Raw genomic sequence first — 26,866 nt, 5'->3', positions numbered from 1 at the left:
CAGAAGAGCAGTTTTCTCATCCCGTCAGTCCTTTCCGAGAATAATCGGCAGGCCGGATTTTCCCGCTCCAATGACCACGGTCTTGGCGTTGGGCGATTTGGCAAGCTCTTGGGTCGCTTGGACGCCATACCAGCTCAAGACAGACGACGTGAGGCTTTTGTCGACGGTGTCATTATAGACCTTCAGTCCATTCGCTTCTATGCGCCGGCGCTCGGCTTCTTTTTCCGCAATCGACAGCTTGTAGACGTATTCACCTTCCAGTTGTTGGTAGGCCATCTTGCTTTCGATGGCCTGCGAGATCCTGGGCGGCAGCGTGATGCTTTCGAGCGGGACGTCGTCGAGATCGATAAAGCGCGCTTCGAGGCGTATCTTCGCCAGCTCACTGACCCGTTCCTGGATAGCCTTCTGCGTCGTGTAGATCTCTTCCGGTTTGTACTGGCCGAATACGGATCGGACGACCGAGCGCATTTCCGCGCGGATTACCACGTTGGCGTAATCCGGCCCGACGCGCTGGTGCAACAGCGGCAGGGTTTCCGCCGGCAGAAAGTAGCGGACGGAATACCGGACGCGAACGTTCAAGCCGTCGACAGTCAGGGCATCGATCGTGTCCCTGAACTGTTGGGTGCGGACGTTGTAGACGTACATTTTGTTGATCGGCAGGATCAGGTGAATTCCTTCCCCGTACACCGTGTCGATGACGGTCCCGCCGCCCAAACGCCGCCACAGTATTCCCAATTGTCCGGAGTGAATCGAAACGATGTAGGTGTCGTGGAAGAATACGGCCGCGAAGACGAACAGGAATCCGCCGAGGATCCAATACGGCTTTTGCCGCCGGACGTGGGCTTTGAAGTGCCGACGGACATCGGTGAACCACTGCAGAAACTTTTCCAGAAACTTTTTCATTCGCTACCCTCCTACGGGGAAGCACTGCGCTTGTTTGAGATCAGGTATTGGTAGAGTTGGGATCTGCGGGATTGGACGTGTCGCGCAATGTCCCGTAGTCCATTTGCAGAACGCGATCGGCGATATGGTGATAGCGGTCATCATGGGTTACGACCACGACCGTCTTGCCCGCCTTTTTGAGTTCCGGAAGCATGGTCTCGTAGAAATAGCGCCGGAAATGCGGATCCTGGTCGGCCGCGACCTCGTCGAATACATACACCGCCTTGTCTTCGAGATAGGACACGACCAGCGCCAAGCGCTTGCGTTGTCCGGTCGAAAGACGGGTGTTGGTGAAATACCCGTCGACGAAGGCCGTCTTGTGCGAAATCCCCATGAGCTTGAGCAGAGCGTTGACGCGCTCCGGTGCGGCATCGCGCAAGCCGTGCAGCCTGTCGAACAGGTGGAAATCCGAAAAGATCGCCGAGAACAGGTTGCGGTAGGACTGGATGTTGGCGGGACCGATTTGCTCGTCGTCGACGCGGATCGCGCCCTGCTGCGGCTGATAGAGCGCCGTGAACAATTTCAGGAATGTCGTCTTGCCGCTGCCGTTGCCGCCGACCAGGAACAGCATCTCGCCGTGGCGGACTGTGCAGTCGATCGGGCCGACCCGGAACGTCGCATTGCCGTCCGGATCGAGATAGGTGAAGCCGATGCCGTCGAAGCGAATGGCCTTGAACGCGCTCATGTCGATGATCGGTGCGTCTTCGTAACTCGCGGATTTTGCCAAGGTATCGTCCAGCGTTGTCTCCAGGCGCTGGAGATTGCCGATCGTGACGTTGACCTGCGATATCACCGGAATCATGGTGACGACGTTGCCGAGGGGCCCGAAGAAAAACAGAATCGCGGCCACGATTTTCGTTGCTGATCCGGTGAAGGAACCCGACAAGATCGGAAGCACGAAGACGATCGCTCCCAAGAGGAGGACGAGGAACATCTCGACGAGAACGATGTTGTTCGAGAACAACATCATGACCCGTGTCCGGACATCGCGCACCTGACCGGCCGTCTCCGTGAAGTCGCCGAATACGTCGTCGCTTTTCGCTTGATTGATGCGGAGTTCCTTGAAGCCCGCCAATAATCCGGTGAGCGAGGAGAAAAGCTCGTCTTCCTTCTCGGACGACTTTTTCAGCCCCTCCTCGTATCCCTTGCGGTCTTTGAGGTACACCGCGGCGCCACCGGCGATGAGCCCGGCGCATAAGAGCATGGCAACCGGCGAGACCGTCGCGATATAGCCCAGCGTAAAGACGATCATGACGGCCGACTGCGCCGCCGAAAAGAGCGGGCGCGCGGATTGCGCTATGGCTGCCGTATCCCGGCTGATGCGGGCATGAATGTCGGTGCCGCCGATGGTTTCCAGGGCGAGGAGATCGGACCGGCGGATCTTGTCGGCCAGTCTCACCCGGACGCTGCAAATCGCGTTCTCGGCAATCCGGCTGGATTCGTAAAGCACGTAGCGCAACGAGTATACGAACAGCGCAATCGAGAGGCCGAACCACAGAAAATGCTGCCACGACGGCCCGCCGGTTTTGAGCGTATCGACCGATGCATTGATGACCGCCAGATTCATGGCGTTGGCGACGCCCGATACGGCCGTCAGCAGGAACAGCTTTTTGTTGAGAGCGTGCGTTTCCCGCTGAAGGAAGCCGAGGATGCCGATGCGCGACGGAATGTTCATGGGGGAGCCGATTTCGTTGGGGCGAAGAGACGTACTGCGCGATGCAAAACGGCCCGCCGTCCTTGTTCGGGAATTGGTGGCCAGGCGAGGCCGAGCTGAGTAAGAAGCATTTGGGTCCGTATGGATACGATTTCGAACCGCCGCGACCGGGGCTGCGGCGAAATCCCGCGATAGAGGCCGAAATTCTCCAGCGTTTCGGTCAACGCGGTATTGGCCTCGGGCTGGTCGATAGCGGTCTCCAGGCGGTCGAGGAATTCGTCGAAGGCAGTGACGCGAATGCTTTCGGCCTCGGCGATGAAGGAGGCGAGGGTGCGCCGGATGCTGTTTTCCAGGTGATGCGTTTCGTTCGCCAAAGCCTGGGTTTCGGCGAGCAGCACAATTCCATGCGCCACCACATCCACGTGGCAAAGCCAGATGTGCATATCATCCGGAACCGTTCCGAGGTTCAGGAACGCCGCCAATTGCCGGAAGAACGCGTTCTGCGCGATATCGCGCTGCAACGGCCCGCCGTCGGCCGCATACACGATGTTGCCGACGCGATGGATCGAGGCGTTGGGCAGATAATCGCGTGCGGCCATCACCAGCCGTTCGGCTTCCTGCTTGCTGCGAACGTAATAGTTCTCATCCAGGACATCGGGGACGGGGTCATATTCGGTGAAGAGATGAAACTCGCTTTCGGGCGCCTTGCCGCCGGTCGACAGCGTCGAAACATAATGAAAATCGGCGCAGCGACGGGCGGCGAGGTTCAGCAGTCTGGCGGTGGCGGCGACGTTGTCGGCCTCGAAATCCCGGTAATGGCCGAAATGTTTGACGTTGGCGGCGCAATGATAGATTGCCTGAATCTCCTGCGCCGTCCGGTCATAATCCCGAGGCGCAAGACCGAGGCCGTCGCGGCGCAAATCCGACGCCAGCACGGTCAGGCCCGGTGCATTAAGCAAGGCGTTCCCGTTCTCGTCGCCGAAATAGTACCGCAGGACATCGCCGAGGCGCACGCGCGCGGTCCGGTCGTCGGCCCCGCGCACCAAAGCCGTGACATGTCTCGTCGTGTCGGCCAGAAGTTCGCGCAGAACGTAGCTGCCCAGATACCCCGTCGCGCCCGTCAAGAGAACGTGGCCGTAATCTCGGCGGTCCGTCGCAATGCCCCGATAGGCGAGATTGCGCGTCTCGTAAGCGCGCCATTCGGGCGCGAGGGCTGCATCACGTTCGTCTTCATAGGCTGCGAGAGTCGCCTGATAATCTCGCCAATGCTGTTTGGCGGAGCGGATAAGCGTGTGAAGATGCTCGGGACGGTACTGGCAAACCGCTGCAAAGTCGGCCAGGCGGGGATGTTCGTAGAGATCGGTAATAGCGCAGCGGAACGTGCGGCGAAGCTGATTGACCACCGCGATGACCCCGAGGCTGTCGCCACCGAGATCGAAAAAATTGTCCTCGCGGCCGATGAAGGAGCGCTTCAAATGCTCGGACCAGACTTGGGCAATGCGCTGCTCGATCTCCGAACTTGGCGGCGTCCGCAGAGGTCCAGCTACGTCTGGTAGCGCATTCTGGCCGCTCACCAATGCAAGAAGGGCTGCCCGATCGATTTTTCCGCTATGGCTCACGGGAATGGACGGCACCCGGACGACCGACGACGGCACCATGTAGGAGGGCAGTTTGGCGGCCAGATAGGCGTGCCATGCATCCTGGCGCGGTTCGTCGGCTTCGGGCTTGAGACATACAAAGCCCCACAGGGTTTGGCGGTCGTCGCTCTCGGTCCCCACCAGAACGACACTCTGGCGCACGCTCGGATGCGCGGCGAGGAGATGCTCTATTTCTCCCAACTCGATCCGCTGGCCGCGCAGCTTGACCTGGCCATCGGAGCGGCCGAGGATTTGCAGATCGCCGGCCAACGTCCAGCGCCCCAAATCGCCGGTACGATAACGCCGACCGGATTGGGTCTCGATAAAACTTGCCGCCGTCAGATCCGGGCGATTGAGATAGCCGATGGCCAGTCCCATGCCGCCGAGCCAGACCTCACCGATAGAGCCCGGCGGCACCGGATTGCCGTGATCGTCGCAAATATGAACGTCGATATTGGCGAGCGGTCTTCCGGTTGTCAGGCGCGGCATGCCGGGGACGATTGCGCCGACCGTCGTTGCGGCCGTGTTTTCCGTCGGGCCGTAACCGTTGATGTAGCGAAGACGCGCCGCGTAACGCTGTGCATCGGCAGCTACGGGCGGCTCGCCGACGGTCATCAAGATACGCAGTCCCGGAAAATCGGCGTGTTCGAACAAGCGTAAATACGACGGCGGTAAGGTCGCCACCGTGACACCCAGCCGGGGCAGCTTGGCCCGCATGCCGGCAATATCGTCCATCTCGCTGCGCACCACCGGAACCACCGCCGCTCCGGCCGCCCAGGCCATGGCAAGATCGGAAATCCAGGCGTCGAAGGCAGGCGATGCCGTCAACAGCACACGATCCTCGGCTGCGATGTTCAGGGCGCCCGAAAGCGCGATGCCGAGATTGTTCAACCCTTGATGCGAAAGGACGACGCCTTTGGGAATGCCGGTCGAACCGGAGGTGTAGATGACATAGGCCGGGCCGGAGCAATCGAGCTTGGGATGATTGCACGCTGAACCTAGTGTCAGAGTTTCGGGACGAAGAACCGAACAGCCGGTCGCGGCCAGCGCCGCAGGAAGGGGGCGGCCGTCGAGAACGACGAGCCGCTTTATTCCAGCGTCCTGGATGATGAATTCCAGCCGCTCGGCCGGCAGCTCGCTCGCCAGCGGAACGTAGCATCCGCCCGCTTTCCAAATCGCCAGAACCGTCTCCGGCAGTGCGATGGAGCGGCCGGTGAACACGCCGATCGGCTCGTGCGGCGCACAACCACTTTCTTTGAGGGCCTGCGCCAGAGCATCGGCACGGGCATTCACAGCGGCATAGCTGAGAATACCCTGTTCGGTCACGACGGCAGGGTGATCGGGCTGCAGTGTGCACCACTGTTCGAACCGGGCCGGGAAGTCCGGCGTCGGAAGCGGCACGCGCGGTCCGTATTCCCACTGCTTGAGCAGCGCGGCTTCCGCCGGCAGCAAGACCGGTACCGGCGTGTTCGCGGGGCGGTCGTCGGAGGCAAGCTGCCTTGCCCATCCCACCAGCGAGTCCATCCACGCGGCTGCGGTATCTTTTTCGTAGAGCGCGGCATTGGCGTACCACTGCAAATGCACGCTGCCGTCCGTCCGGCCTTCATGGACCAGAACCATATCCTGCGCGGGCGTATTGGGGCGGAGGCGATAGTCTTCATCCGAACGAAGCGCTTCGAAATGGAGTCCGATTTGATCGTCCGTGGCGCCCGGATTTTCCGCCACCGCAAAATCGAACAGTGGGAAGCGCGCCGGATGCGGGGACACCGCCTGATCGCGGCGGAAATCCTGATAGATGCGGGCAAAGGGATAGCGGGCATGCTGCAACCCTTCCGCCAATGCGGCCTGCATCGTCTGCAGAACCTTCTCGACCGGCATCTCTTTGGTGATCCGGCACGGGACCGGCAGCATGTTGACGAAATAGCCGACGAGATCGGCCTCGCCGGCGGTTTCTCGGGTAGAAGCCGCCGTTCCGAGCAGAAACGCCGGTCTGCCGCTGCGCCGGAAAACTTCCAGAGCCAGCAGAGTCAAAAACAGGGCGTGAAGGCTGGCGCCATGCTTATGCGCGAAGGCACGCAAACGCGTGGCAGTCGTCTCGTCCAAGCAGGCGTGGAATATGTGGACGCCTTTGGTCGCTTGTGCCGTGCGTCCGTTGGGACGGGCGAAATCCAATGGCCATTCGTCGAAGGGCGTATCAGATTCCGTACTGAGTTCGGCGAGCGTCTTTTGCCAATAGCGCGCATCGCTTTGACAGGCAGGGCTCGACAGATAAGTCTCTTCCCGTCCCGCCACCAGATCGAACGACGACGGCAACGGCGGCGGTGTTTGTTGCTTGAGGAAACGGGCGAGATCGTCGGTCAGGATCCCGAGCGAGACGCCGTCTCCCACCGAATGGTGCAGCGCCATCCAGAACAGAATTTGCTTGGTCTCGGCGACGCGCACGATCCCGGCGCGCCATAAGGGCGGGGACACCATCGCAAAGGGCTCGCTCTGGCGCGCTTGGCAATAGCTGAGCGCGGCCGGCAGATCGGCACATGCGCAGAATTCGAGATCGGCCGTCCCCGGCGCCGCGACGAACCGCCTGAGAACACCGGCGTCATCGGTGCGAAATCCCGTGCGCAGAGCCTCATGACGATCCACCACGGCAGTCCATGCCGCACGCCACACCGATTGCGGGATGTCCTCCGCATTGCGCGCGACCAGGGTCAGCGGAATGACGAAGCCGCGGGTGTCGAGACCGGCTTGTTCGGCTACCCAGAATTCGCGTTGGCCTTCGGTGGCCCGGTCCGAACGGACATCGCTGGCGGCCACCGGCGTCCATTGGCGAACGCGGGCGGCAAAGCCGCGCAAGGTCGGCTCGACGAAAAGGTCGCGCGCCGGAACCGGATGGCCGAGAAGCTTTTCCAGACGATGCGCCAGCGCGATCGCGAGCAGGCTATGCCCGCCCAAGGCGAAGAAATTGTCGTCGCGATGAAGCTCTTGGACGCCCAAAAGTTCTTTCCAGATGCGGGCGATATCGCGTTCCAGTCCGTCTTGGAGCTCAGTGTCTTCTGTGGCGCGCGACCGTTCGCTCAAAAGGCGCTTGAGGGCGGCCTTATCGACTTTTCCGGAATCGGAAAGCGGAATGGCGTCCACGGCGATCACCGTGGCGGGGATCATGTAGGCCGGAAGCCGTTCCGCCAGATACGTGCGCCAACCTTCTTCGGTCGGCAGCGTTCGGCCGGATCGTGGCAGGGCGAATGCCCACAGACGGTGATCGTTGCCATCGCCGCGGTCCAACAGAACCACCGCCTGGGCGACATCGGGATGCGTCCGCAGCGCAGAGTCGATTTCACCCAACTCGACCCGGATGCCGTTCAGCTTCACCTGATCGTCGGCGCGGCCGATGATTTCAAGCTCGCCGTTCGCACGCCAGCGTCCCAAATCGCCGGAGCGATAGCGCCGTCCGTGCGGTGTCGCGACAAACGCGGCGGCGGTCAGGTCCGGCCGTCCGACATAGTCCTGCGCCAAGCCGCAGCCGCCGAGCCACACTTCGCCGATCACGCCGGGCGGAACCGGATTTCCGTCCGCGTTGCAGATGTGAACGCTGGTGTTGGGCAACGGGCGCCCGGCCGACAAAAAGTCCGTCTCGGCCGACAGCAGCGCCATCGTGCTGCTGATGGTGTTCTCGGTCGGCCCATAGGCGTTGTAATAGCGAAGCCGCGGCGCGTATGTCCGAATATCGGCGGGCGCGGGCGCCTCACCGCCGGTGACGAGAATGCCCAAGGTCGGCAGATCGGCGCCCTCGAACAACCTCAGATAGGACGGCGTCACATCGGCGACCGTGATCTTCAGCGCCCGCAGGAAGTCTTGGAACGCGGTGGGCGAACGCAAGACATCGTAGGGAAGGGGGCAGATGGTGGCGCCGAACGCCAGCGGCAATCCGATATCCGACAGCGAGACGTCGAACGAGGGAGAGGAGAACATCAGGGTGCGATCGTCCGGCGTCAGGCCGTAGATCTCGCCGGTACTCAGGACCATGTTGATATAGGAGCGATGGCAGATCCGCGTTCCTTTGGGCCGCCCGGTCGAGCCGGAGGTGTAGAGAATGTAGGCGATATCGTCCGGCGAACCGGAGACGTGCGGACGGTTCTCCTCAGCAGCGAGCGTTTCCGGCCGCACGATGTCGGGCGCGGCGTCGGCAAGTTCGGGTGGAACCGCCAAACCATCGAGCACGACAAGATGTGTGAGGCCCGCATCCTCGGCCATGAACGCCAAGCGTTCGGGCGGCAGATCGGCGGACAAGGGCAGATAGGTTGCGCCCGCTTTCCAAATTCCCAGAACGGCCGCTGGAAGGGCGGCGGAGCGCTCGGTCAAAACCCCGATCACAGAGCCGCGTTCGGCGCCATCTTGGATCAAGGCGTGGGCCAGGGTATTCGCGTCGCGTTCGATCTCGGCATAGGTCTGCTGCGACGATTGCGTCAAAACAGCGGGATGGTTGCCCCTTCCATCAAGGCGCTGTTCGAACAGTTCGTGAAAGCGCAGCGATGGCCGTTCGACCTGTGGTCCGTACTCCCACACCTCAAGCAGTTCTGCTTCTTGCGGCAGAAGTCCTGGCAGGAGTGATTGGGCGCGCTCAGGGCTTTCCGTCAGCCAATCGGCCCATCCGGTCAGCGAAGTCAGCCAACGCTCGGCCGTGTCGCGGCTGTAGATCGCTGCGTTGACGTGCCATTGCAACAGAAGCGTGCCGTCGGGCTGGAGTTCGTGGCTCAGCACCATGTCTTCGCCGGGCGATGTCTCCCATCGCTCATAGGCGGCAGCGCGACGGCGCATCTGGGGCGCGGACGCGGGCGGATTTTCCGTCACCGCGATATCGAAGACGGGGTAGCGTGCCGGATGGCGCGCCAGCGCATGCCGGTTGCGATGATTTTGATAGATGCGCGCGAAGGGATAGCGCGCGTGCGCCAAGGCACCGCTGAGCCGCTTGCCGGTCTCGTCCAAAATGTCTGCAAACAAAGCGCCCGGAGGCACATGAACGGGGACCGGCAGCATATTGACGTAATAGCCGACCACGCGCGCCTCGGCCGCGGTTTCGCGAACGGATGCGGTGGTGCCGATAATGACATCGCAGTGGCCGATACGCCTCCGCGCCTCGATGGCCAGAAGGCTCAGCATCACCGCGTGCAGGCTGGTGTTGTGGGCGCGCGCCAGTGTCTTCAGTCTTTGGGCGGTTGCGGCATCGAGCGTGGCTTCGAACCGATGCGTTCCCGGTGTGGCCGTGGTGGATCGCGCGGTGTCCAGCGGGGCTTCGTCGAACGTGGCATCGGGAAGGCCGGCCAACAGATCGTCCCAATAGCGCGCGTCCTCGCGGCATTCGGGTCCTGCAAGATAAGCCTGCTCGCGTGACGCCGTGTCGGCAAAATCGCCCGTCACATCCGGCAGTGCGTCGCCGCGCAGCAGGCGTTCCAGTTCTTCGACGAGAATCCCGAGCGATTGTCCGTCGCCTACTGAATGATGCAGCGCCAACCAGAATAGCTGCTCGCCCGTATCGGCGGCCGTAACAAGGCCGGTGCGCCACAGCGGTGCAGCCGCCATCGAAAACGGCGCTTGCTGACGCTGGCGGACGAAGGCAATAGCCGCAGTTCTGTCGGGCTGGGCGGAAAATTCGAACGGCGCTGGCCCCTCTTGCGGCGGCGCGATCGTGCGGCAGAGAACGCCGTCCGCGTCCATCACAAACGATGTGCGCAAGCTGGCATGCCGCGCTACCAATGTGGTCCACGCCGCCCGCCACGCCTCGAGTGGATACGCGTCGACGATCCGGATCAGCGGAATGGTGAATGTTCCGGTATCCAGGCCGGCCGCTTCGGCAACCCAGAACTCGCGCTGGCCTTCGGTGGCGAGATCGGTTTTCGATAAGACGCCGGAGAGCACCGGAGCAGCTGCGGTATCGCTGTGCAGAATCTCGGCGACCCGCGCGGAAAATCCCGCCAGTGTCGGTGCCGCAAACAAATCGCGGGCCGGAACCGGTCGCTGCAAGTCGAGGGAAAGCCGATGCGCCAGTGCGACCGCAAGCAGGCTGTTGCCGCCCAAAGCGAAGAAATTGTCTTCGCGGGCGACGGGCTCGCCGAGGAGGTCGCTCCACGCCTTGGCAATGCGGCGTTCCAGTCCGTCGGTTGGCGGCGTTTTGGCTTTGCCCTGGCTTTTGGAGGTTTGCAGGCGTGTCAGCAGAGCGCCGCGGTCGCGCTTGCCGTTCGCCATCAACGGAAATGAGGCTACCTCCGTGATCGATGCCGGAATCATGTGTTGGGGAAGGTGGGCGCAAAGATAAGCCCGCCAGCTTTCTTCTTCGGGCATCGATGCGTCCGGACGAAGCCGGACGAAGGCGTGCAGCGCTTTGGTTTCGCTGGCCGCCGCCGCCATCACAACTACCGCCTCGGTGACGGCCGGATGGCTTTGCAGCGTCCGCTCGATTTCGTCGAGTTCGATGCGCTGGCCGTGCAACTTCACCTGGGTGTCGATGCGGCCCTGCAATTCCAGCCGTCCGTCAACGGTCCACCGCGCCAGATCGCCGGTCCGATAGAAGCGCCCCTCGGATGTCTCGACGAAATGTTTCGCGGTCAGTTCCGGGTTACCGAGGTAGCCCGACGTCACGCCGACGCCGCCGAGCCACACTTCTCCCGTCGTGCCCGGCGGAACGCGAGTGCCATCATCGCGGCGGATCGAGATGCACGTATTGGAAATGGGGCGGCCGACGGTCAACGGACGATCGTCCGCCGGATTCACTTTGCCCAAACTGACGATGATCGTGGCCTCGGTGGGACCATAGGGATTCCAGAAGTCGAGATACGCATGGGCGCGGGCATCGTCATGGGTCGGCGCTTCGCCACCGCTGAGCAAAACCCGCAAGCCGGCGAACGGCGTCTCTCGCGATATGCGCAAGTAGGACGGCGCATGGAAGGCAACGGTGACACCGCTGGCCGTGTATTTCTGTTTCAGCGCCCAGGGGTCATCGCGCAGATTGCGGGACACCGGCACGATCGCCGCGCCGTTCACCAGTCCCAGCGTCAATTCCCAAACCGAGGCATCGAAGCCGGGTGTTGCCACGAAGGCGACGCGATCCTCTGACGTCAGCCCGATCGCTTCCGCCGTCGCGTAGGCGACATTGACCACACCTGCATGCGGCAGGACCACGCCTTTGGGCGCGCCAGTGGTCCCCGAGGTGTAGATGATATAGGCGGCATCGTGCGGCGACCCGGAGCACGCGGGGCGCTCGGCGGAAATGTCCGGCTCGGTCTCCGGACGCAGCACCGTCATCGCCGACAGAGTCGCCGGCAGTTCGAGGCCGTCGAGCGCCAGCACGATCTTCGCGCTCGCATCTTTGGCGATGAAGGCCAGCCGTTCGGAGGGTTGTTCGACCGGCAGCGGCAGATAGACCGCGCCGGCTTTCCAAATGCCAACCACCGCCGCGGGCAGCGAGGGCGAACATTCCGTCAGAACGGCCACGGCATCGCCGTGCTCAACGCCATGATGGATCAAAAGCTGCGCGATGCGGCTGGCTTCGCGCTCCAGCACCGAAAAGGTCCACTCGCCGGTGTCTGCGACGATGGCAATCCGGTTCGGATCGGTGTCCGCAATGGCCTCGATCAGTTCATGCACGCGCTTGGCCGGACGTGAGACCGACGGCCCGTTTTCCCATTGCGCGAGGGTGGCGACTTCGTCCGTCCGCAGCGCGGGAACGGGGGCTTCGATCCGCATCCGATCCTCGGCCAGCCAGCGAGCCCAGGCGGTAAAGGATTTGAGCCATGCCTCGGCGGTCTCCTGGCGATAGACATCGGGATTCCAGACCAGCGCCAATTCCAAGCCGCCATCCGGCAACGGCTCGTGGCTGAATGCGAGATCGAGACCGGCCGCGGGCGCGGTGACCTCATCGGGCAAGACGTATGGGGAAAGAGAAAAATCCGTTTCGGCATTGCCGCAGATTCGCGACGGATTGGCCGTAAGCGAAATATCGAACAGCGAGGTTCGGGCCTGCGACCGGGCCTCGGGGTGGCGTTGGCGGAATTCGCGATAGAGCAAGCCGGACGGATAGGCGGCGTGCTCCAGGGCTTCGGCCAAAACGGTTTGGGTGGTGCGGATCGCAGCGGAAAGTGTATCGGCTTGGTTGCCGCACAAGGCGAGCGGCGGCAGATTGACGAAATAGCCGACCGCCGTTTCGGCCCAAGCCGGACGAACCGAGACGCTGGTGCCCAGGAGGATGGTGGATCGTCCGCTGCGCCGCCGGGTCTCCGCGGCCAGCAGGGTCAAGAGCAGGGCGTGAAGTCCTACCTGTTGCGCTTGCGCCAAGCGGGTCAGCGTCGCGACCGTCGCCGCATCGAGCCGTTCGACCAGGCGGACAGAGGATTTTCCACTGGGATAGGACGGGCGGCTGTGATCGGTGGGCAGTTCGCTGAAGACCGGCTCGTCCGGGGCGGACGCGAGGCCGTCGAGCAGATCGCGCCAATACCGGCTGTCGTGTTCGGCCTGGGGCGATGCCAGATACGCCTCTTCCGCTTGCGCGGCGATCGCGGGTCCGTTGAGCCCTTCCGGCAGCGGACGACCGAGCAGCAGGGCATGCATCTCGTCCTGCAGGAGGGCGGCGGAGACGCCGTCGGCCGCGGCATGGTGCAGGCTGAACCAAAACAGCGTCTCGCCTGTGACCAGCCGTACCAATCCGGCGCGGGCCAGAGGCGGTTCGGTGAGCGAGAAGGGGGCCGTCGCCTGCTCAGCGATCAGGCGCTTCCCCGCGTCGGCAGCGAGGCCGTCGTCGATGCGAAAGCCGGCGCCGGGCGGAAGATCGTCGTTCGCCTCCGTCCGCCACCGGATCGTGCCATCGGCGCCGGCATGAAACGCCGTGCGCAGCGCGGCGTGGCGCGCCAAGAGGTTCGTCCATGCCGCACGCCAGTGCTCCGGCGTCGGAACGTTTCCTCTGACCGTCAAAATGCGAGCGATCTGGGCGTCGGTCGTGGCCAGGCCGAGGGTTGCCGCGATCCAGAAATCTTCCTGGCCCTTGGTGGCGACACCCTCCATACGCTCAAGGGTAGAAGAATCGTGGGCGGGGGTCTGGATGATCTTCCCGGCCAAAGCGGCGACCGTCGGCGATGTCAAAATCGTGCGCGCCGCGACCGTGATGCCTGACGCCTGGAGTTTTTGGCTGATGACGATGGCCAGAAGACTGGTTCCGCCCAAGGCGAAGTAGTTGTCGTCCCGCAGCACCGGATGCATCCCAAGGACGTTTTCCCATACGCCGGCGATCTGTTGCTCCAGCGCGCCCTGAGGAGCCAGTCCTCGTCTTTCGCTGGCGTGCAGATCCGCCGCGAGCGCCTCGAGCGCTTGGCGGTCGGCTTTGCCCGCTGGGTTGATGGGCATCTCGGCAAGGGTTTCGACCTGCGCCGGGTACATGTAGGACGGCAGGGTTTTCCCCAGAAACGCGTGCCAGTCTTCCAGCGGCTTCGGCTCCGCCGTGCTTTCAACAAATGCGATCAGCTTGCCGTCGTGCTGGACGACGAAGGCACGACGAACATCGGGGTGGAGCAATAGGGTTTGTTCGATTTCTCCGAGCGAGACTGCCTGGCCCGAGACTTTGACCATATCGCTGGTGCGACCGAGGGTGATGAGATTTCCCTCCGGCGACCACCGTCCCAGATCGTGCGTGCGATAGGCGCGGCCGTAACGCGTCGGCACAAAACTGGCGGCCGTCAGATCGGGCTGATCGAGATAACCGCGGGCAAGGCCTTGGCCCACAACGTAGATCTCTCCGGTCTCGCCGGGAGCAACGTCTTGTCCCTCTGCATTCAGGAGATGGACGGAGGTGTTGGCAAAGGGGCGTCCGCTCGGAATCGGACCGTGTCCGTTCGGGGCCACCCGCATCATGCAGATGGTACCGCAGACCTCGGTCGCTCCGTGGACGTTCCACACCTCGATTGTACGGGCGTAACTCCGGGCATCGTCGGCATTCGGCCGTTCGCCCGCCGTGATCAGGCAGCGCAAACCGCTTGGAATGGCGCCATCGAACAAGCGCAGATACGACGGCGTGAAGAAAGCCACGCTGACCCGGTGGCGGGACATCAACGCGAGAAGGTTTGCCGGTTCGTCGAGCAGCGCGCGCGGTGCCGGGACCAGAGCGGCTCCGGCCAACAGGGGCATGCAAAGCTCGCGAAACCCCAGAATGAAACCAGGGGCGGTGGCGAGTAGGACGCGGTCTTCAGACGTGATCGCTTGGGCATCGATATGCCCAAAGGCCATGTTCAGGACAGCATCGTGCTGTAACTGCACGCCTTTGGGGCGGCCGGTCGATCCGGACGTGAACAGGATGGCGGCAAGATCGGTCGGCTTGCCCAACGTCTTGAGCCGAGCTCCGTCGCGGGCAATCGCGTCGGGAGGGATCTCCTCGGGTCGAAGGATGGCAATTCCTTCTTCGGCGGACGCGTTTCCCTCAAGAGCGCTTACAATCGTATCGGGTGGTTCCAGTCCATCGAGCGCAATCAAACAGCGCATTTTCGATTGCTGGATCATGCTGACGAGTCGATCGGCCGGAAGATCCGCGCCCATCGGCACATACGCGCCACCAGCCTTGAAGATTGCGAGGAGGGCGATGGGAAGCAGGCCCGACCGCTCGGTGAGAACACCGACCGGCTCTTCCTGAGCCAAACCGTGGGCGACTAATGCGCGAGCGAGGGCATTGGCCCGAACCTCGACGTCCCAATACGTCAAAACGGTCGTGTCGGAGATGATCGCTGCCGAACTGGGGCTGCGATCCGCTATCGCTTCAAAACATTCGTGAAATCGCTCCGCCGGCCAACGCTTGCAAGGACCGTCAGCGGTCGCGCGAAGCATCGTCTGAGGCGGGGAGAGGGCTGTCATGACATTGGCCAAGCCGGACGGCGCCAGATAACGAATGTCTTTGTACGGTATAGAAAATTTTGCGGCAGAGAAGGACGCGAGAAGTTCGCTGTGAACCTATCCACATCTATGTCTTTATTTACATACTATCGCTACCACATATAATATGATTGCGTTGTACGGTGATATGTTCACGTCATTGTTTTACTGCTCTATCCGGGTAATTGCGTATAAGTATCATCTCACTTTTCGAAACATGTGAGGCCACCGCTATGTCTGAAAAAGGCAATAAAAAGCCGTCTGATCCCGTGGCAGACGCTCCTGTTACTTCAGCTGATCCTGTTGAGCGGGCGCGGCGTGTTGAGGTGCTCTCGAGGAATCACATCTTGATGGCCATGGGGGTTGCACTGGTTCCGCTCCCCGTGGTGGACATCCTCGGCGCAATGGCGGTCCAACTCGATCTGATCAAGAAGCTCTCGGCGGAATACGGAGTTCCGTTCAAGGAGGATCGCGGCAAGGCCATTTTGACGTCGCTCCTGGGCGGGATCGCGCCCATGGCCGTGGGAGAGGCAGCCGTCAGTCTTCTGAAGTTCATTCCCCTGGTCGGGACGACGTTCAGTGTGGCGACGATGCCGATCGTTTTCGGGGCTTCGACCTATGCTGTCGGCAAGGTATTTGCGCAGCATTATGAAGCTGGCGGCACGATCCTGGATTTCGATGCCTGCAAGATGAAGAAGGTCTTCCTCGAAGAGTTCTGTGCCGGCAAGAAAGCCGCTACCGACCTTCACGCCAAAAAAGAGGCCGCCAGTTAAGGCGGTCTGCGTTGTCAGGGTGGCCTGCCGTCGATCTTCCGAGCCAAGCGGTTCGGAGATGGTGGGCTGCGCGTAGGCAAGGCGCTCAAAGCGCATCGTTTCCGGGATGGAGAGACTGTCGTGGGAGCATTATTTCTGTGTGCCCTGGCAAGCGTTGTCGTCGGCTGGATCGGCCGGAATAGGCGGTTCGGGTTCTGGGGATACTTTTTCTGTTCCTTGGCTCTGACCCCTATTGTTGGCCTGATCATCCTTTGGGCGTCCGATCCGATAAAGCCGGAAAAGCGTGACACCGCCGCCAGTGCCAGCCATTCGCCGACGTGACCTATGCCTCGGGTCTATGCTGTCGATCTTTTCGGAATGAAAAGCGTGCCGCCGGAATGGCTGGGCGTGCTGGACGACAGCGAGATCGCGCGTGCCGACCGTTTTGTCCGGACGCAGGACCGTGTGGCGTTTGTCGCGGCGCATGCCTTGAAGCGCCTGATATTGGCGCAAGCATTTCCCGGCCGCAGTGCTGCGGCGCTGCGGTTTGCCGCCGATCCATTCGGCAAGCCGTTCTTGGCGGAAACGGCAGTGTTGCCGTTCAACTTATCTCACACGACCGGTTTGTCCGCAGTGGCCGTATCGCTCCGTTCGCCGATAGGTATCGATGTTGAGACGCTGGGCTCAGCCCTCCCATGTCGGGATGCGGTGCAATCGGTTTTGAACGCTTCCGAGCGAGCGGCGCTCGCGCGCGCCGGAGACTGGGACGACGCGTTTCTGGCGCTTTGGACCGCCAAGGAAGCGGTGATCAAGGCCGAAGGGAAGGGGCTGTCTCTGTCGCTTTCCGAAATCGAAGTGCAGCAAGACCGGGCGCTGGGACCATCACGGCGTTGGACGCTGTGGCGATCCCGGCCGACGCCCCGTCATGTCCTGGCTCTGGCCTGGGACGGAATAGACGGCGCGGTGGAAAGCCGCTGTTTGTGCGGCGACGACTTGACGGCCTGGGTTTCCCATGAGGGACAACTCCAGGCGAAATTTGCGTGAACGCGGCGAGACCTCGCTGATCATTGAGGACATAACAATGCCAATCTACGCTGATCTGGAAACGCATGGCGATGCCCATCGCCTTCCCAACTTCAAGCCCCTGATGGTCGATGACTCACTGATCGATTCGCTTGGGCTCCCATATCCCGTCTCACCCGAGGTTCGCGCCGCGCTGGCCGCGGGCTCCGCACGCTACAAGATGTTGTTCGACAACAACGCGCTCCAGCCCGGATCGACCTATCTGGAAGAAAAGGTTCCGACCGACCAGGAGTTGGAGATTCACAACTACACCAACATCTGCCCGACCAATGTCTACGAAATCACGCCGTCCTCCGGGTCGTGCTCGATTTCCTGTCAGTACTGTCTGGTGACCGACGGCAATCAGTGCAAGCCGATTACCGTCTACACGAACTATGCCGAGAAGTTGAAGGCCTCGCTGGAACGCAATACGGACAAGAACCTCTTCTACTATTTTTCGCCCAAGACCGACGCGTTCAGCGAACCTCTGCTGGTTTCCGGCGTCGCGCATGACGTTCTCAGGACATTCATCGATCACTACGACCGTCACCCCAACTCGCGGGTGCGCCTCTTCATCTGTTCCAAGGCAGGCATGAAGCAGGTCCGCGTCGCCCATCGCGGCGATACCATCTTGTCGTTGGCGCGCCAGTTGGCCGGCAAAGCCCAGTGGAACGGCTCGATCGGAATCATGCCCCAATATCTTCGCAACATTCTGGAGCCGCATGCCGGTACGATTGCGGATCGGCTGGAGGTGATGCAGCACTGCCAGGATATGGGCTTGGTGTCGGATTCCGTCTTGTGCCAGCCGCTGATCCTGCCCTACCTGACGCCCGAATTCGTCGAAGACTACATGTCGGATTTGGCGAATGCCGGTGTCATCAATATCAAGCCGGAATTTTTGACCGCCGATCTGGCCAACCTGTCGCTCATCGCGCAGTACATCAACTACTACGATCCGGGGCGGCTGGCCGAGTTCTTCCAGTCCTATCTCATGGAAGAGAACCAGACCCACCTCAAGCAGCGCTCGCGGATGGCGCCGGAGAAGTCGATCTGTATCGAAAAGCTGGCGCTGATCCGGGACACCGCCCGGCGGCACGGCATCTCGATCAGCATCTGCAACTGGGTGCGGCGCGAACTGATGCAAAAGGCCGATTGGGTCGGCTCGATCGCCAACGATACGGGATCGAAAGCCAACGGCTATGCCTGTCTCGGCTATTATGTTCGCTTCTTCGAGGACGAAGCGGTCGAACCGGTAATCCGCCAAAGCGCCGAATAAGTCGGTCCGAGACGAACCCGATACGGAGTGGTCTGATCTCCGATAGAGTGTCGGAGCCAGCGATCAACCGCGAGGTCGCCGGAGAACACGACCGGCGTGGTCTTTTCGCACGTGTTTCGGCGTCACTGGCTACGGCGCTTGCGTGAGGGTGCAGGCGTTGGTCATCGCATCAGGATCGGGCGTGAGAGTTCCGAGACGCCTGTTTCGTTGAAGGCCTCTATGGCGACCCAATAGGACTGTCCCGCGGTCAGGGCACGCAGTTCGACGATCGGGTCGCTGCCGGCCCAGACTTGATGGGTTTGATAGAGGCGGTCCGGCCTCAGTCCCCAGCGGATGTTGTAGCCGATGGCGCCTGGAATTGCGGTCCAGCGGATCACCGCGTTGCGGCTGTCGGCTTCATGCGCGGCATCGACGATTTGCGGCGTGAGCGGCAGCTTGCCGTCGGCCTTTCCGAACACGCGCATGTCGCTGATCGCCAGATTGGCGGCGCCGGCATGGATATGGTCGTAGCGCACGTAACGCACCCGCGCCGCGACCGGGAACGGCACATAGGCGTTGGGGCGGTCGCGATGCTCCGTTGCGGGAACGACTCCGAGCGCAATCCAATGTTTGCCGTCCTTGGAGCCGAGCAGATTGAAGGCCGTCCAGATTTCCGAATTGTCGCCGAACAGCGTCGATTGGTAATCGGCGAAGTTCACCTGCACGGCCCGCACGGTCATCACCGCGCCGAGATCGACGGTCAACGTCTCGCCGGCCGCATTGCGCGCCGCCACCCAGAAGGTATGTGGGTCTTCGTCGGTGACGTTCTTCGCTTCGAAACCGGCGCGCGTCGAAGAGGCCGTCACCGGCTTGTGGTACGACAACAGCATCCAGCCGGTGAAGAGATCGTCGGGATTGCTCACCCGCGACGTGGCCGCCCAATGGGGAAAATCGCCGAACCGGGTCGAGGCGTACATCTGCCCGTCGGCGGTGAAGCCCGCCGGGTATTGCACGATGCGGCGCTCGAAATTCCAGTTGTTGCCGATCCAGGTCGTGCCCGTGTTCCACCAGTTGCCGTGACGGTCCTGGAAGGTCGAGCCGTGTCCGGCGCCGGTCGCATATCCGCCCGGCCTATAGCTGATGGGATTGTAGGGCGCGTAAGTGAACGGCCCGAGCGGACTGTCGCCGACATACACGCCGTTGGCATAAACGTTGTATTCGGTTCCGGGGGCAGCGTACTGCAGGTAATAGTGGCCGTCGTGCTTGGTCATCCACGAGCCTTCCGCATACGGTCTGGTCTGCTCGCTGCGGTGATCCTGTCCGAAGCGTTCCCAGCCGTGCAGGTCGGGATGCGCCAGAAAGAGCGGCGCCGGCTTGCCGATGTAGGACCAGTGTTTCGACGGATCGACTTCGATGCCGTAGATCGGATAGAGGTTCGAGGAACCCCAATAGAGATACCAGCGGCCGTCGTCGTCGCGGAAGAGGTCCGGATCCCACGGTCCGGGCGGGATTTGTCCTTTCCCGACGCGGTCTTCCTGCCCGGCCGGGACGGAGTCCGGCAGTTTCTCCATCATGCGCTCTTCGAAATCGAGGGTGCCCGATGCGGGGTTGGTTGTGGACAGCAGCGGCCGCGGTCCGAACGAGGATTGCATGATATAGAGCTTGTTGCCGTCGCTGACGGCAGCGGGCGCGACGTTGCCCTCGAACGGCCAGCGGATTGCCGGAATGAAATGCCAGCGGACGAGATCGCTCGAGCGCCAGTATCCGTCGGCTTTGGTCATGAAAAGATAATAGGCATCCTTGTGCAGAACGACGGCCGGATCGGCGCCGGTGCGGAACGAAACGCCTTGATGCTCCAGCGTGAAGTCGTACTTGTAGTCGATGTCGACGGGATTGATCCATGTCGCGCGCTTCTCGGCCGCGTTCGCAGCGGACATTGCGATCGCCGCGCATAGCGCAACGCATCCGAGACGGACGAGTGCCGCTCTCACCATGGACAGTGCCGTATCGTATTGCATGCCGGGACTCCCGTTTCCCTGCGCGACCCGCTATCGTGCGCGAGGGGGTGCTTCATGCCTGCTGTTGTTCTCAAGTCTCTGGAAATGGCGTTCGGCGGTCAGGCCGTTCTCAAGAACGTCGATCTTGAGATCGGCGACCGCGAGTTTGTCGTGGTGGTCGGTCCGTCGGGTTGCGGCAAGTCCACTTTGCTGCGCATTCTCGCCGGACTTGAGGCGCCGGCCTCGGGCGATGTGCTGATCGACGGGCAAAGCGTTCTCGGCGTCGCGCCGGCCAAGCGCGGTGTCGCCATGGTGTTCCAGTCCTACGCGCTTTATCCCCATCTCAGCGTGTTCGAGAACATGGCCTTCGCGCTCAAGGTGGCGGGCAAGGCTCCCGACGAAATCCGCGCGGCGGTGGAGCGGGCGGCGCGGCTGCTCGGGATCGAAGCGCTGATGGACCGCAAGCCCAAGGCCTTGTCCGGCGGCCAACGCCAGCGCGTCGCGATCGGCCGCGCCATCGTGCGCAAGCCCAGTCTGTTCCTGCTCGACGAACCCTTGTCCAATCTCGATGCGGGCTTGCGCGTTCACATGCGGCACGAATTCGCCCGCCTGCACCGCGAACTCAAAACGACGACGGTCTATGTGACGCACGATCAGGTCGAGGCCATGACGCTCGCCGATAAGATCGTGGTGCTCAACGAGGGCCGCATCGAGCAGGTCGGTTCGCCGCTCGAGGTGTATCACGCGCCCAAGACCCTGTTCGTGGCGTCGTTCCTTGGCTCGCCGCGCATGAACCTTCTGCCCGGCGAACTCGTGGCCGTCGAGGGCGAAGAAGCGCGCGTGCAGATCGCCGGCGGCCGGCAGATTCGCGTCGGGTTTGCCGCCGCTGACGTTGCGCCGCAGCCGGGCGACCGCGTGACAGTGGGCGTGCGTCCCGATGCGCTGAAACCGGATGAGAAGGACAACGGCTTCCCGGTGCGCGTCGATATCGTGGAAACCTTGGGCGCGAGCGTCACGGTTTATGGCGTGCTGGACGGATATGACGCGCCGCTGGTCGCGCTTGTCGCGGCGGCGGAGCACGTGAAAGCTGGCGAGATGCTGAACTTGGGCTTCCATCCCCATGACGCTTATCTCTTCGACGCCCGCGGCGCGGCCTTCGCGCGCAAGCGGCCGTGATCAGGTTGGATCGTCCAGTGCGCGTCCATGGCTTGCGATGATGCGGCTGTAGTACTCGGCGCTGTCCTTGAGCGTGCGCTCCTGGGTTTGCCGGTCGACGTGGACGATGCCGAAACGTTTGGAGAAGCCGAGCGACCATTCCAGATTGTCGAGCAGCGACCACACCATGTAGCCCCGAACGTCCACCCCCGCCGCGATGGCCTGGTGCAGCGCCAGGAGGTGCTGTCGCAGATATTCGATGCGTTGCGGATCGTGCAGCCGGCCGTTTTCCACCGGCGCATCGGCCAGCGCCACGCCGTTTTCGGTGATGTAGAGCGGGATGTCGCCATAGCGTTGTTTGATCCACACAAGTGTGTCGACCAGCCCTTGCGGGTACACTTCCCAGCCGGTCTCGGTATAGAACGCGCCGTCCTGGCGCACCGTTGCGGTACGGACCGGCCAGGCCGCCGGATCGTCGCGCGTTACGGCGCGCGTGTAGTAGTTGATGCCGAGGAAATCGATCGGCTGGCGAACGGCGGCGAGATCGTCGTCGCTCCAATCCGTCCAGGCTTCGCCGAAGACGTCCCGTAGTTCGGGCGGACAGCGGCCGAGCATCGCCGGATCGAGATATTGCTCGTTCATATACGCCGTCGCCCGGCGCGTGGCGGCGAGGTCTTCGGGGCTTTCCGAGGCGGGATATTTCGGCTCGATGTTGACGACGAGGCCGATCTCGTGCCGTCCGGTCTCGCGATAGGCGCGAACCGCCGCGCCATGCGCCCGCATCAGATTGCGCGAGGCGATCGGCGTTTCGAACAGATTGCGGTGCCCCGGTGCGAGCGCACCGAAGAGATAGCCGCCGTCGGTGACGACCCACGGCTCGTTCAGCGTCGCCCATTTCGTCACGCGGCCGTCGAGCGCCCGGAACAGCACGCTGGCGTATTCGGCAAACCATTCCGCGGAGTCGCGATTGAGCCAGCCGCCTTTGTCGTCCAGCGCCGCGGGCATGTCCCAATGATAGAGAGTTACGAACGGTTCGATGCCGTTGGCGCGCAGCTCGTCGACGAGGCGGGAATAGAAATCGACGCCGGCTTGATTCACGCGGCCCGTACCGTCGGGCAGAATCCGCGACCACGAAACCGAAAAGCGGTAGGCCTGCATGCCCAGGCGCTTCATCAACGCCACATCGTCCTTGAACCGCCGGTAGTGGTCGCAGGCGATGTCGCCGGTTTCGGCGTCGCGCATCAGGCCGGGTGTATGGGCGAAGCGGTGCCAGATGCTGGGACCGGCGCCGTCGGCCAGAGGCGAGCCCTCGATCTGATAGGCCGAGGTGGCACACCCCCACAGGAATCCGCTCGGGAAAGCCGCCACGTGCTACCTCGCACACCAATAAATTGTCTTAGCGGCACATCGCATTTTGGGCCCCTCAAATGGCGTTATTGCCTTGTGTAAACGTTTACTTCTTTCTTGACAAGCTCTAAAGAAAACGTTTTCTTGAAGGCATGGCAACGCGGGGCCCACCATGAAGGGGTCGACACTCAAGGATGTGGCGCGTGAGGCAGACGTCTCAGTGGCGTCCGCATCGCGGGTGATGAACGGGATCGGCACGGTTACCGAGGACGTCCGGGCGCGGGTGCTCGAGGCGGCCGAACGGCTGCGGTACGTGCCGCATTGGGGCGCGCGCAGCCTGGTCACCAGCCGGACCAACACGGTCGGTCTGCTCCTTCCCGATATCTACGGCGAGTTCTTTTCGGAGATCATCCGCGGCGTCGATATCGCGGCGCGTGCGCGCGACCTGCATCTCTTGGTGTCGGGATCGCACGGCGATCTCGCCGAAGCTGCGGCCGTCATCGAGTCGATGTCGGGACGGGTCGACGGGCTTCTGGTCATGTCGCCGGTCGCAAGCGCGGGCGATTTGCCGGTCACCGTTCCGCTGGTAACGATCGGCGGCAGGCCGGACGGCAGCGAGCGGTGCGCGATCGGAGTCGACAATTTCGCCGGAGCCTGCACGGCGGTTCGCCATCTTGCCGCCAATGGATGCCGCCGTCTGGCGCACATTTCCGGGCCTGCCGAAAATCTCGATGCCCAGGAACGCTTCCGCGGTTTTGCCGCAACGGCATCCGAGGTCGATCCCGGTGCTGAGTTGCGCGTCCGCGAAGGCGACTTCACGGAAGAGGGCGGCCATCGCGCGATGGCTGCTCTGCTCGATCGCGCCGATCGGCCGGACGGCGTCTTTGTCGCCAACGATATGATGGCGGCGGGCGCGATCCTCGCCATCAAGGAAGCCGGTCTTGCCGTTCCGGAAGACGTTGCGGTGATCGGATTCGACGATATTCCGCTGGCCCGCTTCACCTCTCCGCCGCTTAGCACGTTGAGGGTGGGAGTCTGCGAACTCGGAAAGCAGGCGCTCGAGATGCTGGTCTCGGCCATCGAAGCCGGTGACGCATCGGAAGTGGAAGGCATCGTGATTTCTCCCCAACTCGTAGTTCGGGAGAGTTCGAAGAGAGGAACGAACACCAACTGAGCGGAGGCACGACCGGAAACCGGCGGCTCCGCAAAACGGAAATCAGGGGAGGTTACGGCATGTTCAATCTGACCAATCGGGCGCGGCTCGTTTTGACCGCATCGGCCATCGCGATAATGGCCGCATTCTCAGTGGATCCGGCGTACGCCGTCGAGCAGACCGCGCGGCTGCAAGGCACTGTCGCCAACGCCGCCGCGGGAACGGCGATCACAGCCGTCAACCGGACGACCGGCGAGACGGTCCAAGGCAAAGTGCGCAGCGACGGCAGCTATATCTTCCTCGGCCTGCGGCCGGGCGCCTACGAAATCACGGCCGGAAGCGACAAGGAAAGCATCCGGCTGTCGGTCGGCACCACGGCGACGCTCAATCTCGATGCCAGTGCCGCGGCGACCGAGACCGTCGTCGTTTCGGGCACCAAAGTGGCGCAGGGGTTCGCCCCGCAGCAAGATCTTCACGCATCGGAAGTGGCGACCTCCGTTTCGCAAATTGAGATTCAAAAGCTGCCGCAGCTCGACCGCAACTTCCTCGGCTTTGCCGCGACGGCGCCCGGCGTCATCGTGCAGAACGCCGGTATTGCCGGCGACAAGACGTTCAGCGCCGGCGGCGGTTCGTCCAGCCGCGTCAATGTCTTCATCGACGGCCAGAGCATGAAGAATCAGGTGCTCAAAGGCGGTGTAGCGGGCGAAGAGAGTTCCCGCGGCAACCCCTTCCCGCTGGCGGCGATCGACGAGTACAAAGTATCGACCCAGAACTTCAAGGCGGAATACGAGCAGGCCGGCACCGCCATCATCACGGCCGTGACCAAGACCGGCGGCGACGACTTCCATGGCGATCTGTTCGAGGAATACCAAGGCAAGGATATGGTCGGTCAGCCATACTATTCGCGCGGCGCGGAGAAGCCCGATTACAGTCGGCACCAGTACGGCGCCAATTTCTCGGGCCCGATCATCGAAGGCAAACTGCATTTCCTTCTGGCTTACGAGGCCGTCGACCAGAATACCCCAACCACGCCCTATAATTTCAGCAATCGGCTGGCTCCGCCCGAACTTGCGAAATTGACCGGCACGGCCTCTGCGGGCAACTTCCATCAGAAGATGCCGTTCGCCAAGTTCACTTGGGACGTCGGCGACAACGACACCATCGACTTGACGCTGATGGATCGCGAGGAAAGCGACCGGCGCGACTTCGGCGGCTCGACCACCTATTCGGCCGGTCACAACCTCAACCAGTTCGTGCGTCAGGGGACTTTGAACTGGAAGCATCGTGCCGGCGACGTGCTGAACGAGATGAGCTTCGAAGTGCAGGCCTATCACTGGAAGCAGTCGAACCTCGACAACTCGCCCAATATCACGCTGGTGGACACATCATCGACCGCTGGCTGCACGGTCTACTGCTCCGTTGTGGCGCTGACCGGAGGCAACCAGTATCACCAGAAAAAATCGCAGGACAATTTCACCTTCAAGGACAATCTCACCTATGCCGGCATCGACTGGTACGGCCAGCACATCCTGAAGGCGGGCATCAAGATCGCCCATTACAGCTACAGCGCTACCGAAGCCTTGCATCAGTACTTCTACGACACCACGACCTATAATTTTAGCGGATCCAACACCCCGATCGCGGCGCAAGTGAATGTCGGCAGTCCGGAAGTGAAAAGCTCCAACATGCAATTGGGCGTCTTCATTCAGGACGATTGGACGGTGGACCAGCACCTGACCGTCAATATCGGCCTGCGCTGGGACTACGAAACCAACATGTTCGACAACAATTTCATCACCCCGCCCGATGTGGCGGCGGCGATCCGCGGCTGGTCGAACTTCAAGAACGCCGGCTTCAATCCCGAAGACTACATCTCCAATGGCGGCAATCGCACGGCAACGGCGGGCATGTTCCAGCCCCGTCTGGGCGCGTCCTACGATCTCGACGGCGATGGCGAAACGGTGTTCTTTGCCGGCGCGGGCCGCTATTACGATCGCGACATCTACGACTATACCCAGCTCGAATATCGCCGCTCCTATGCATCGCAGTATTCGCTCGTGTTCGGCACTGGGCCAGGGCAGGTGCCGTGGAATCCGGCTTATCTCGATCCGGCCAAGCTGGAAACCCTCGGCGCCGTTTCGGGGGCGCGCGAAATTGAGGCACTCAAGAACAACAACAAGGTGCCTTACACCGACCAGTTCAACATCGGCATCCGTCAGAAATTCGGCTGGCTCGATACCGGCGTGACGTTCGCGCATATCGAAGGCTACCACAACTTCAATTGGATGCTGGGCAACCGCCAGGCGGATGGATCGTGGTGCGTCAACGGCCCGCAATATGCCTGTCAGCCCTGGGGCAATGGGCTGCCCGGTTTCGGCAGCTTCATCATCTCCAACGACAGCGGCCGCACGCACTACAATGCGGTCTATCTGACCGCTTCGAAGGCCTATAGCGAGACCTCGCCATGGGGCTTCAGTTCGACCTTGACCATTGCCAATGCGCGGGCGCTCGGCAACGACAGCGACGCATTCAACTTCGATGTCGCCACGCCCGAAGCGGGCGGCTGGCACGCGGCTTCCGGTGTCGACCGCTATCGCTGGGTGACCTCGGCCGTCGTCGATGGTCCGTGGGGCACGTCGCTTTCCGGCTTGGTGACATTGGCATCGGGCGCACCGTTCGGCAGGGCCGATTGCCGGGCTCCGGCGTGCAGGCTCAATCAGAGCTGGTACTATCCAAAGGGTCTGGTGAACTACAAGCAAATCGATCTCAAGCTTGCCAAGACGTTCGACACCTTCGAAGGCCAGAACGTGACGCTCGACTTCCAGGTCTACAACGTCTTCGATTGGATCAACCGGACCTATTCGCAATGGGTCGCCGGTTTCAGCAATGACACGACGCCTGCCACGCTGCGGCCCGACAAAGACACGACCGGACCCGCCCGTACGTTCCAGGTCGGCATCAAGTATCATTTCTAACGGAGTCAATACCGGTCCGCAGTCCGGATGTGTTTTTCCGG

At 62.2% G+C, this 26,866-nt stretch carries 11 protein-coding genes; 6 read left to right on the top strand and 5 right to left on the bottom strand.

The genetic code is table 11. The features are described from left to right. Nucleotides 1-24: 24 nt before the first annotated feature. The 3 genes from FHS84_RS18875 to FHS84_RS18865 are packed head-to-tail and all read right to left on the bottom strand — an operon-like array spanning nucleotide 25 to nucleotide 15,084. On the bottom strand, nucleotides 25-903 hold the full coding sequence (locus FHS84_RS18875) for a prohibitin family protein (RefSeq protein WP_166937095.1): 879 nt from the start codon (nucleotides 901-903) through the stop codon (nucleotides 25-27). A gap of 40 nt (nucleotides 904-943) precedes the next feature. Continuing rightward, nucleotides 944-2,617, bottom strand: coding sequence for a cyclic peptide export ABC transporter (locus FHS84_RS18870; RefSeq protein WP_166937094.1), 1,674 nt, complete (start codon nucleotides 2,615-2,617; stop codon nucleotides 944-946). Continuing rightward, nucleotides 2,614-15,084 (bottom strand): non-ribosomal peptide synthetase, encoded by a 12,471-nt coding sequence (locus FHS84_RS18865; RefSeq protein WP_279589367.1) that lies wholly within the window; start codon nucleotides 15,082-15,084, stop codon nucleotides 2,614-2,616. Before FHS84_RS18865 ends, FHS84_RS18870 begins: the two co-directional genes overlap by 4 nt. A 278-nt stretch (nucleotides 15,085-15,362) precedes the next feature. Between FHS84_RS18865 and FHS84_RS18860 the strand changes: the two genes are divergently transcribed. From FHS84_RS18860 to FHS84_RS18850, 3 genes are all read left to right on the top strand, one after another. Beyond that, nucleotides 15,363-15,902 carry a YcjF family protein gene (locus FHS84_RS18860; protein WP_166937092.1) on the top strand — a complete coding sequence of 180 codons (540 nt, stop codon included), beginning with the start codon at nucleotides 15,363-15,365 and terminating at the stop codon, nucleotides 15,900-15,902. A 387-nt stretch (nucleotides 15,903-16,289) separates the two neighbouring features. Further along, the gene (locus tag FHS84_RS18855) at nucleotides 16,290-16,925 is read left to right on the top strand and encodes a 4'-phosphopantetheinyl transferase superfamily protein (protein ID WP_166937091.1); all 636 of its coding nucleotides are present in this window, start codon (nucleotides 16,290-16,292) and stop codon (nucleotides 16,923-16,925) included. 37 nt (nucleotides 16,926-16,962) lie between these two features. Next, nucleotides 16,963-18,219 (top strand): radical SAM family protein, encoded by a 1,257-nt coding sequence (locus FHS84_RS18850; protein WP_166937090.1) that lies wholly within the window; start codon nucleotides 16,963-16,965, stop codon nucleotides 18,217-18,219. Nucleotides 18,220-18,380: 161 nt separating this feature from the next. Here FHS84_RS18850 and FHS84_RS18845 read toward each other — a convergent pair whose 3' ends face one another. Then, the gene (locus FHS84_RS18845) at nucleotides 18,381-20,135 is read right to left on the bottom strand and encodes a family 43 glycosylhydrolase (protein WP_166937089.1); all 1,755 of its coding nucleotides are present in this window, start codon (nucleotides 20,133-20,135) and stop codon (nucleotides 18,381-18,383) included. 135 nt (nucleotides 20,136-20,270) lie between these two features. Here FHS84_RS18845 and FHS84_RS18840 point away from each other — a divergent pair, with 135 nt between their 5' ends. Next, a complete protein-coding gene (locus tag FHS84_RS18840) occupies nucleotides 20,271-21,371 on the top strand; it encodes an ABC transporter ATP-binding protein (protein WP_166937088.1) in 1,101 nt (366 codons plus the stop codon). On the opposite strand, the gene FHS84_RS18835 is transcribed toward FHS84_RS18840, so the two are convergent. Continuing rightward, a complete protein-coding gene (locus FHS84_RS18835) occupies nucleotides 21,372-22,718 on the bottom strand; it encodes a GH1 family beta-glucosidase (RefSeq protein WP_166937087.1) in 1,347 nt (448 codons plus the stop codon). A gap of 151 nt (nucleotides 22,719-22,869) precedes the next feature. On the opposite strand from FHS84_RS18835, the gene FHS84_RS18830 reads away from it, so the two are divergent. Next, complete coding sequence (locus FHS84_RS18830) at nucleotides 22,870-23,871, top strand: LacI family DNA-binding transcriptional regulator (protein ID WP_166937086.1); 1,002 nt, start codon at nucleotides 22,870-22,872, stop codon at nucleotides 23,869-23,871. A gap of 59 nt (nucleotides 23,872-23,930) precedes the next feature. Further along, nucleotides 23,931-26,825 carry a TonB-dependent receptor gene (locus tag FHS84_RS18825; protein WP_166937085.1) on the top strand — a complete coding sequence of 965 codons (2,895 nt, stop codon included), beginning with the start codon at nucleotides 23,931-23,933 and terminating at the stop codon, nucleotides 26,823-26,825. Nucleotides 26,826-26,866: the final 41 nt, after the last annotated feature.

This window comes from Rhizomicrobium electricum (assembly GCF_011762045.1).
Classification (GTDB): Bacteria; Pseudomonadota; Alphaproteobacteria; order Micropepsales; family Micropepsaceae; genus Rhizomicrobium; species Rhizomicrobium electricum.
This window is presented reverse-complemented; position numbering and strand designations above follow the sequence as displayed.

Excerpts from the sequence above, each read along its gene's own strand:
- FHS84_RS18825 (WP_166937085.1), top strand. The coding sequence starts at position 23,931 with ATGTTCAATCTGACCAATCGGGCGCGGCTCGTTTTGACCGCATCGGCC.
- FHS84_RS18870 (WP_166937094.1), bottom strand. The coding sequence starts at position 2,617 with ATGAACATTCCGTCGCGCATCGGCATCCTCGGCTTCCTTCAGCGGGAA.
- FHS84_RS18875 (WP_166937095.1), bottom strand. The coding sequence starts at position 903 with ATGAAAAAGTTTCTGGAAAAGTTTCTGCAGTGGTTCACCGATGTCCGT.
- FHS84_RS18830 (WP_166937086.1), top strand. The coding sequence starts at position 22,870 with ATGAAGGGGTCGACACTCAAGGATGTGGCGCGTGAGGCAGACGTCTCA.
- FHS84_RS18850 (WP_166937090.1), top strand. The coding sequence starts at position 16,963 with ATGCCAATCTACGCTGATCTGGAAACGCATGGCGATGCCCATCGCCTT.
- FHS84_RS18860 (WP_166937092.1), top strand. The coding sequence starts at position 15,363 with ATGTCTGAAAAAGGCAATAAAAAGCCGTCTGATCCCGTGGCAGACGCT.
- FHS84_RS18840 (WP_166937088.1), top strand. The coding sequence starts at position 20,271 with ATGCCTGCTGTTGTTCTCAAGTCTCTGGAAATGGCGTTCGGCGGTCAG.
- FHS84_RS18865 (WP_279589367.1), bottom strand. The coding sequence starts at position 15,084 with ATGCTTCGCGCGACCGCTGACGGTCCTTGCAAGCGTTGGCCGGCGGAG.
- FHS84_RS18845 (WP_166937089.1), bottom strand. The coding sequence starts at position 20,135 with ATGTCCGCTGCGAACGCGGCCGAGAAGCGCGCGACATGGATCAATCCC.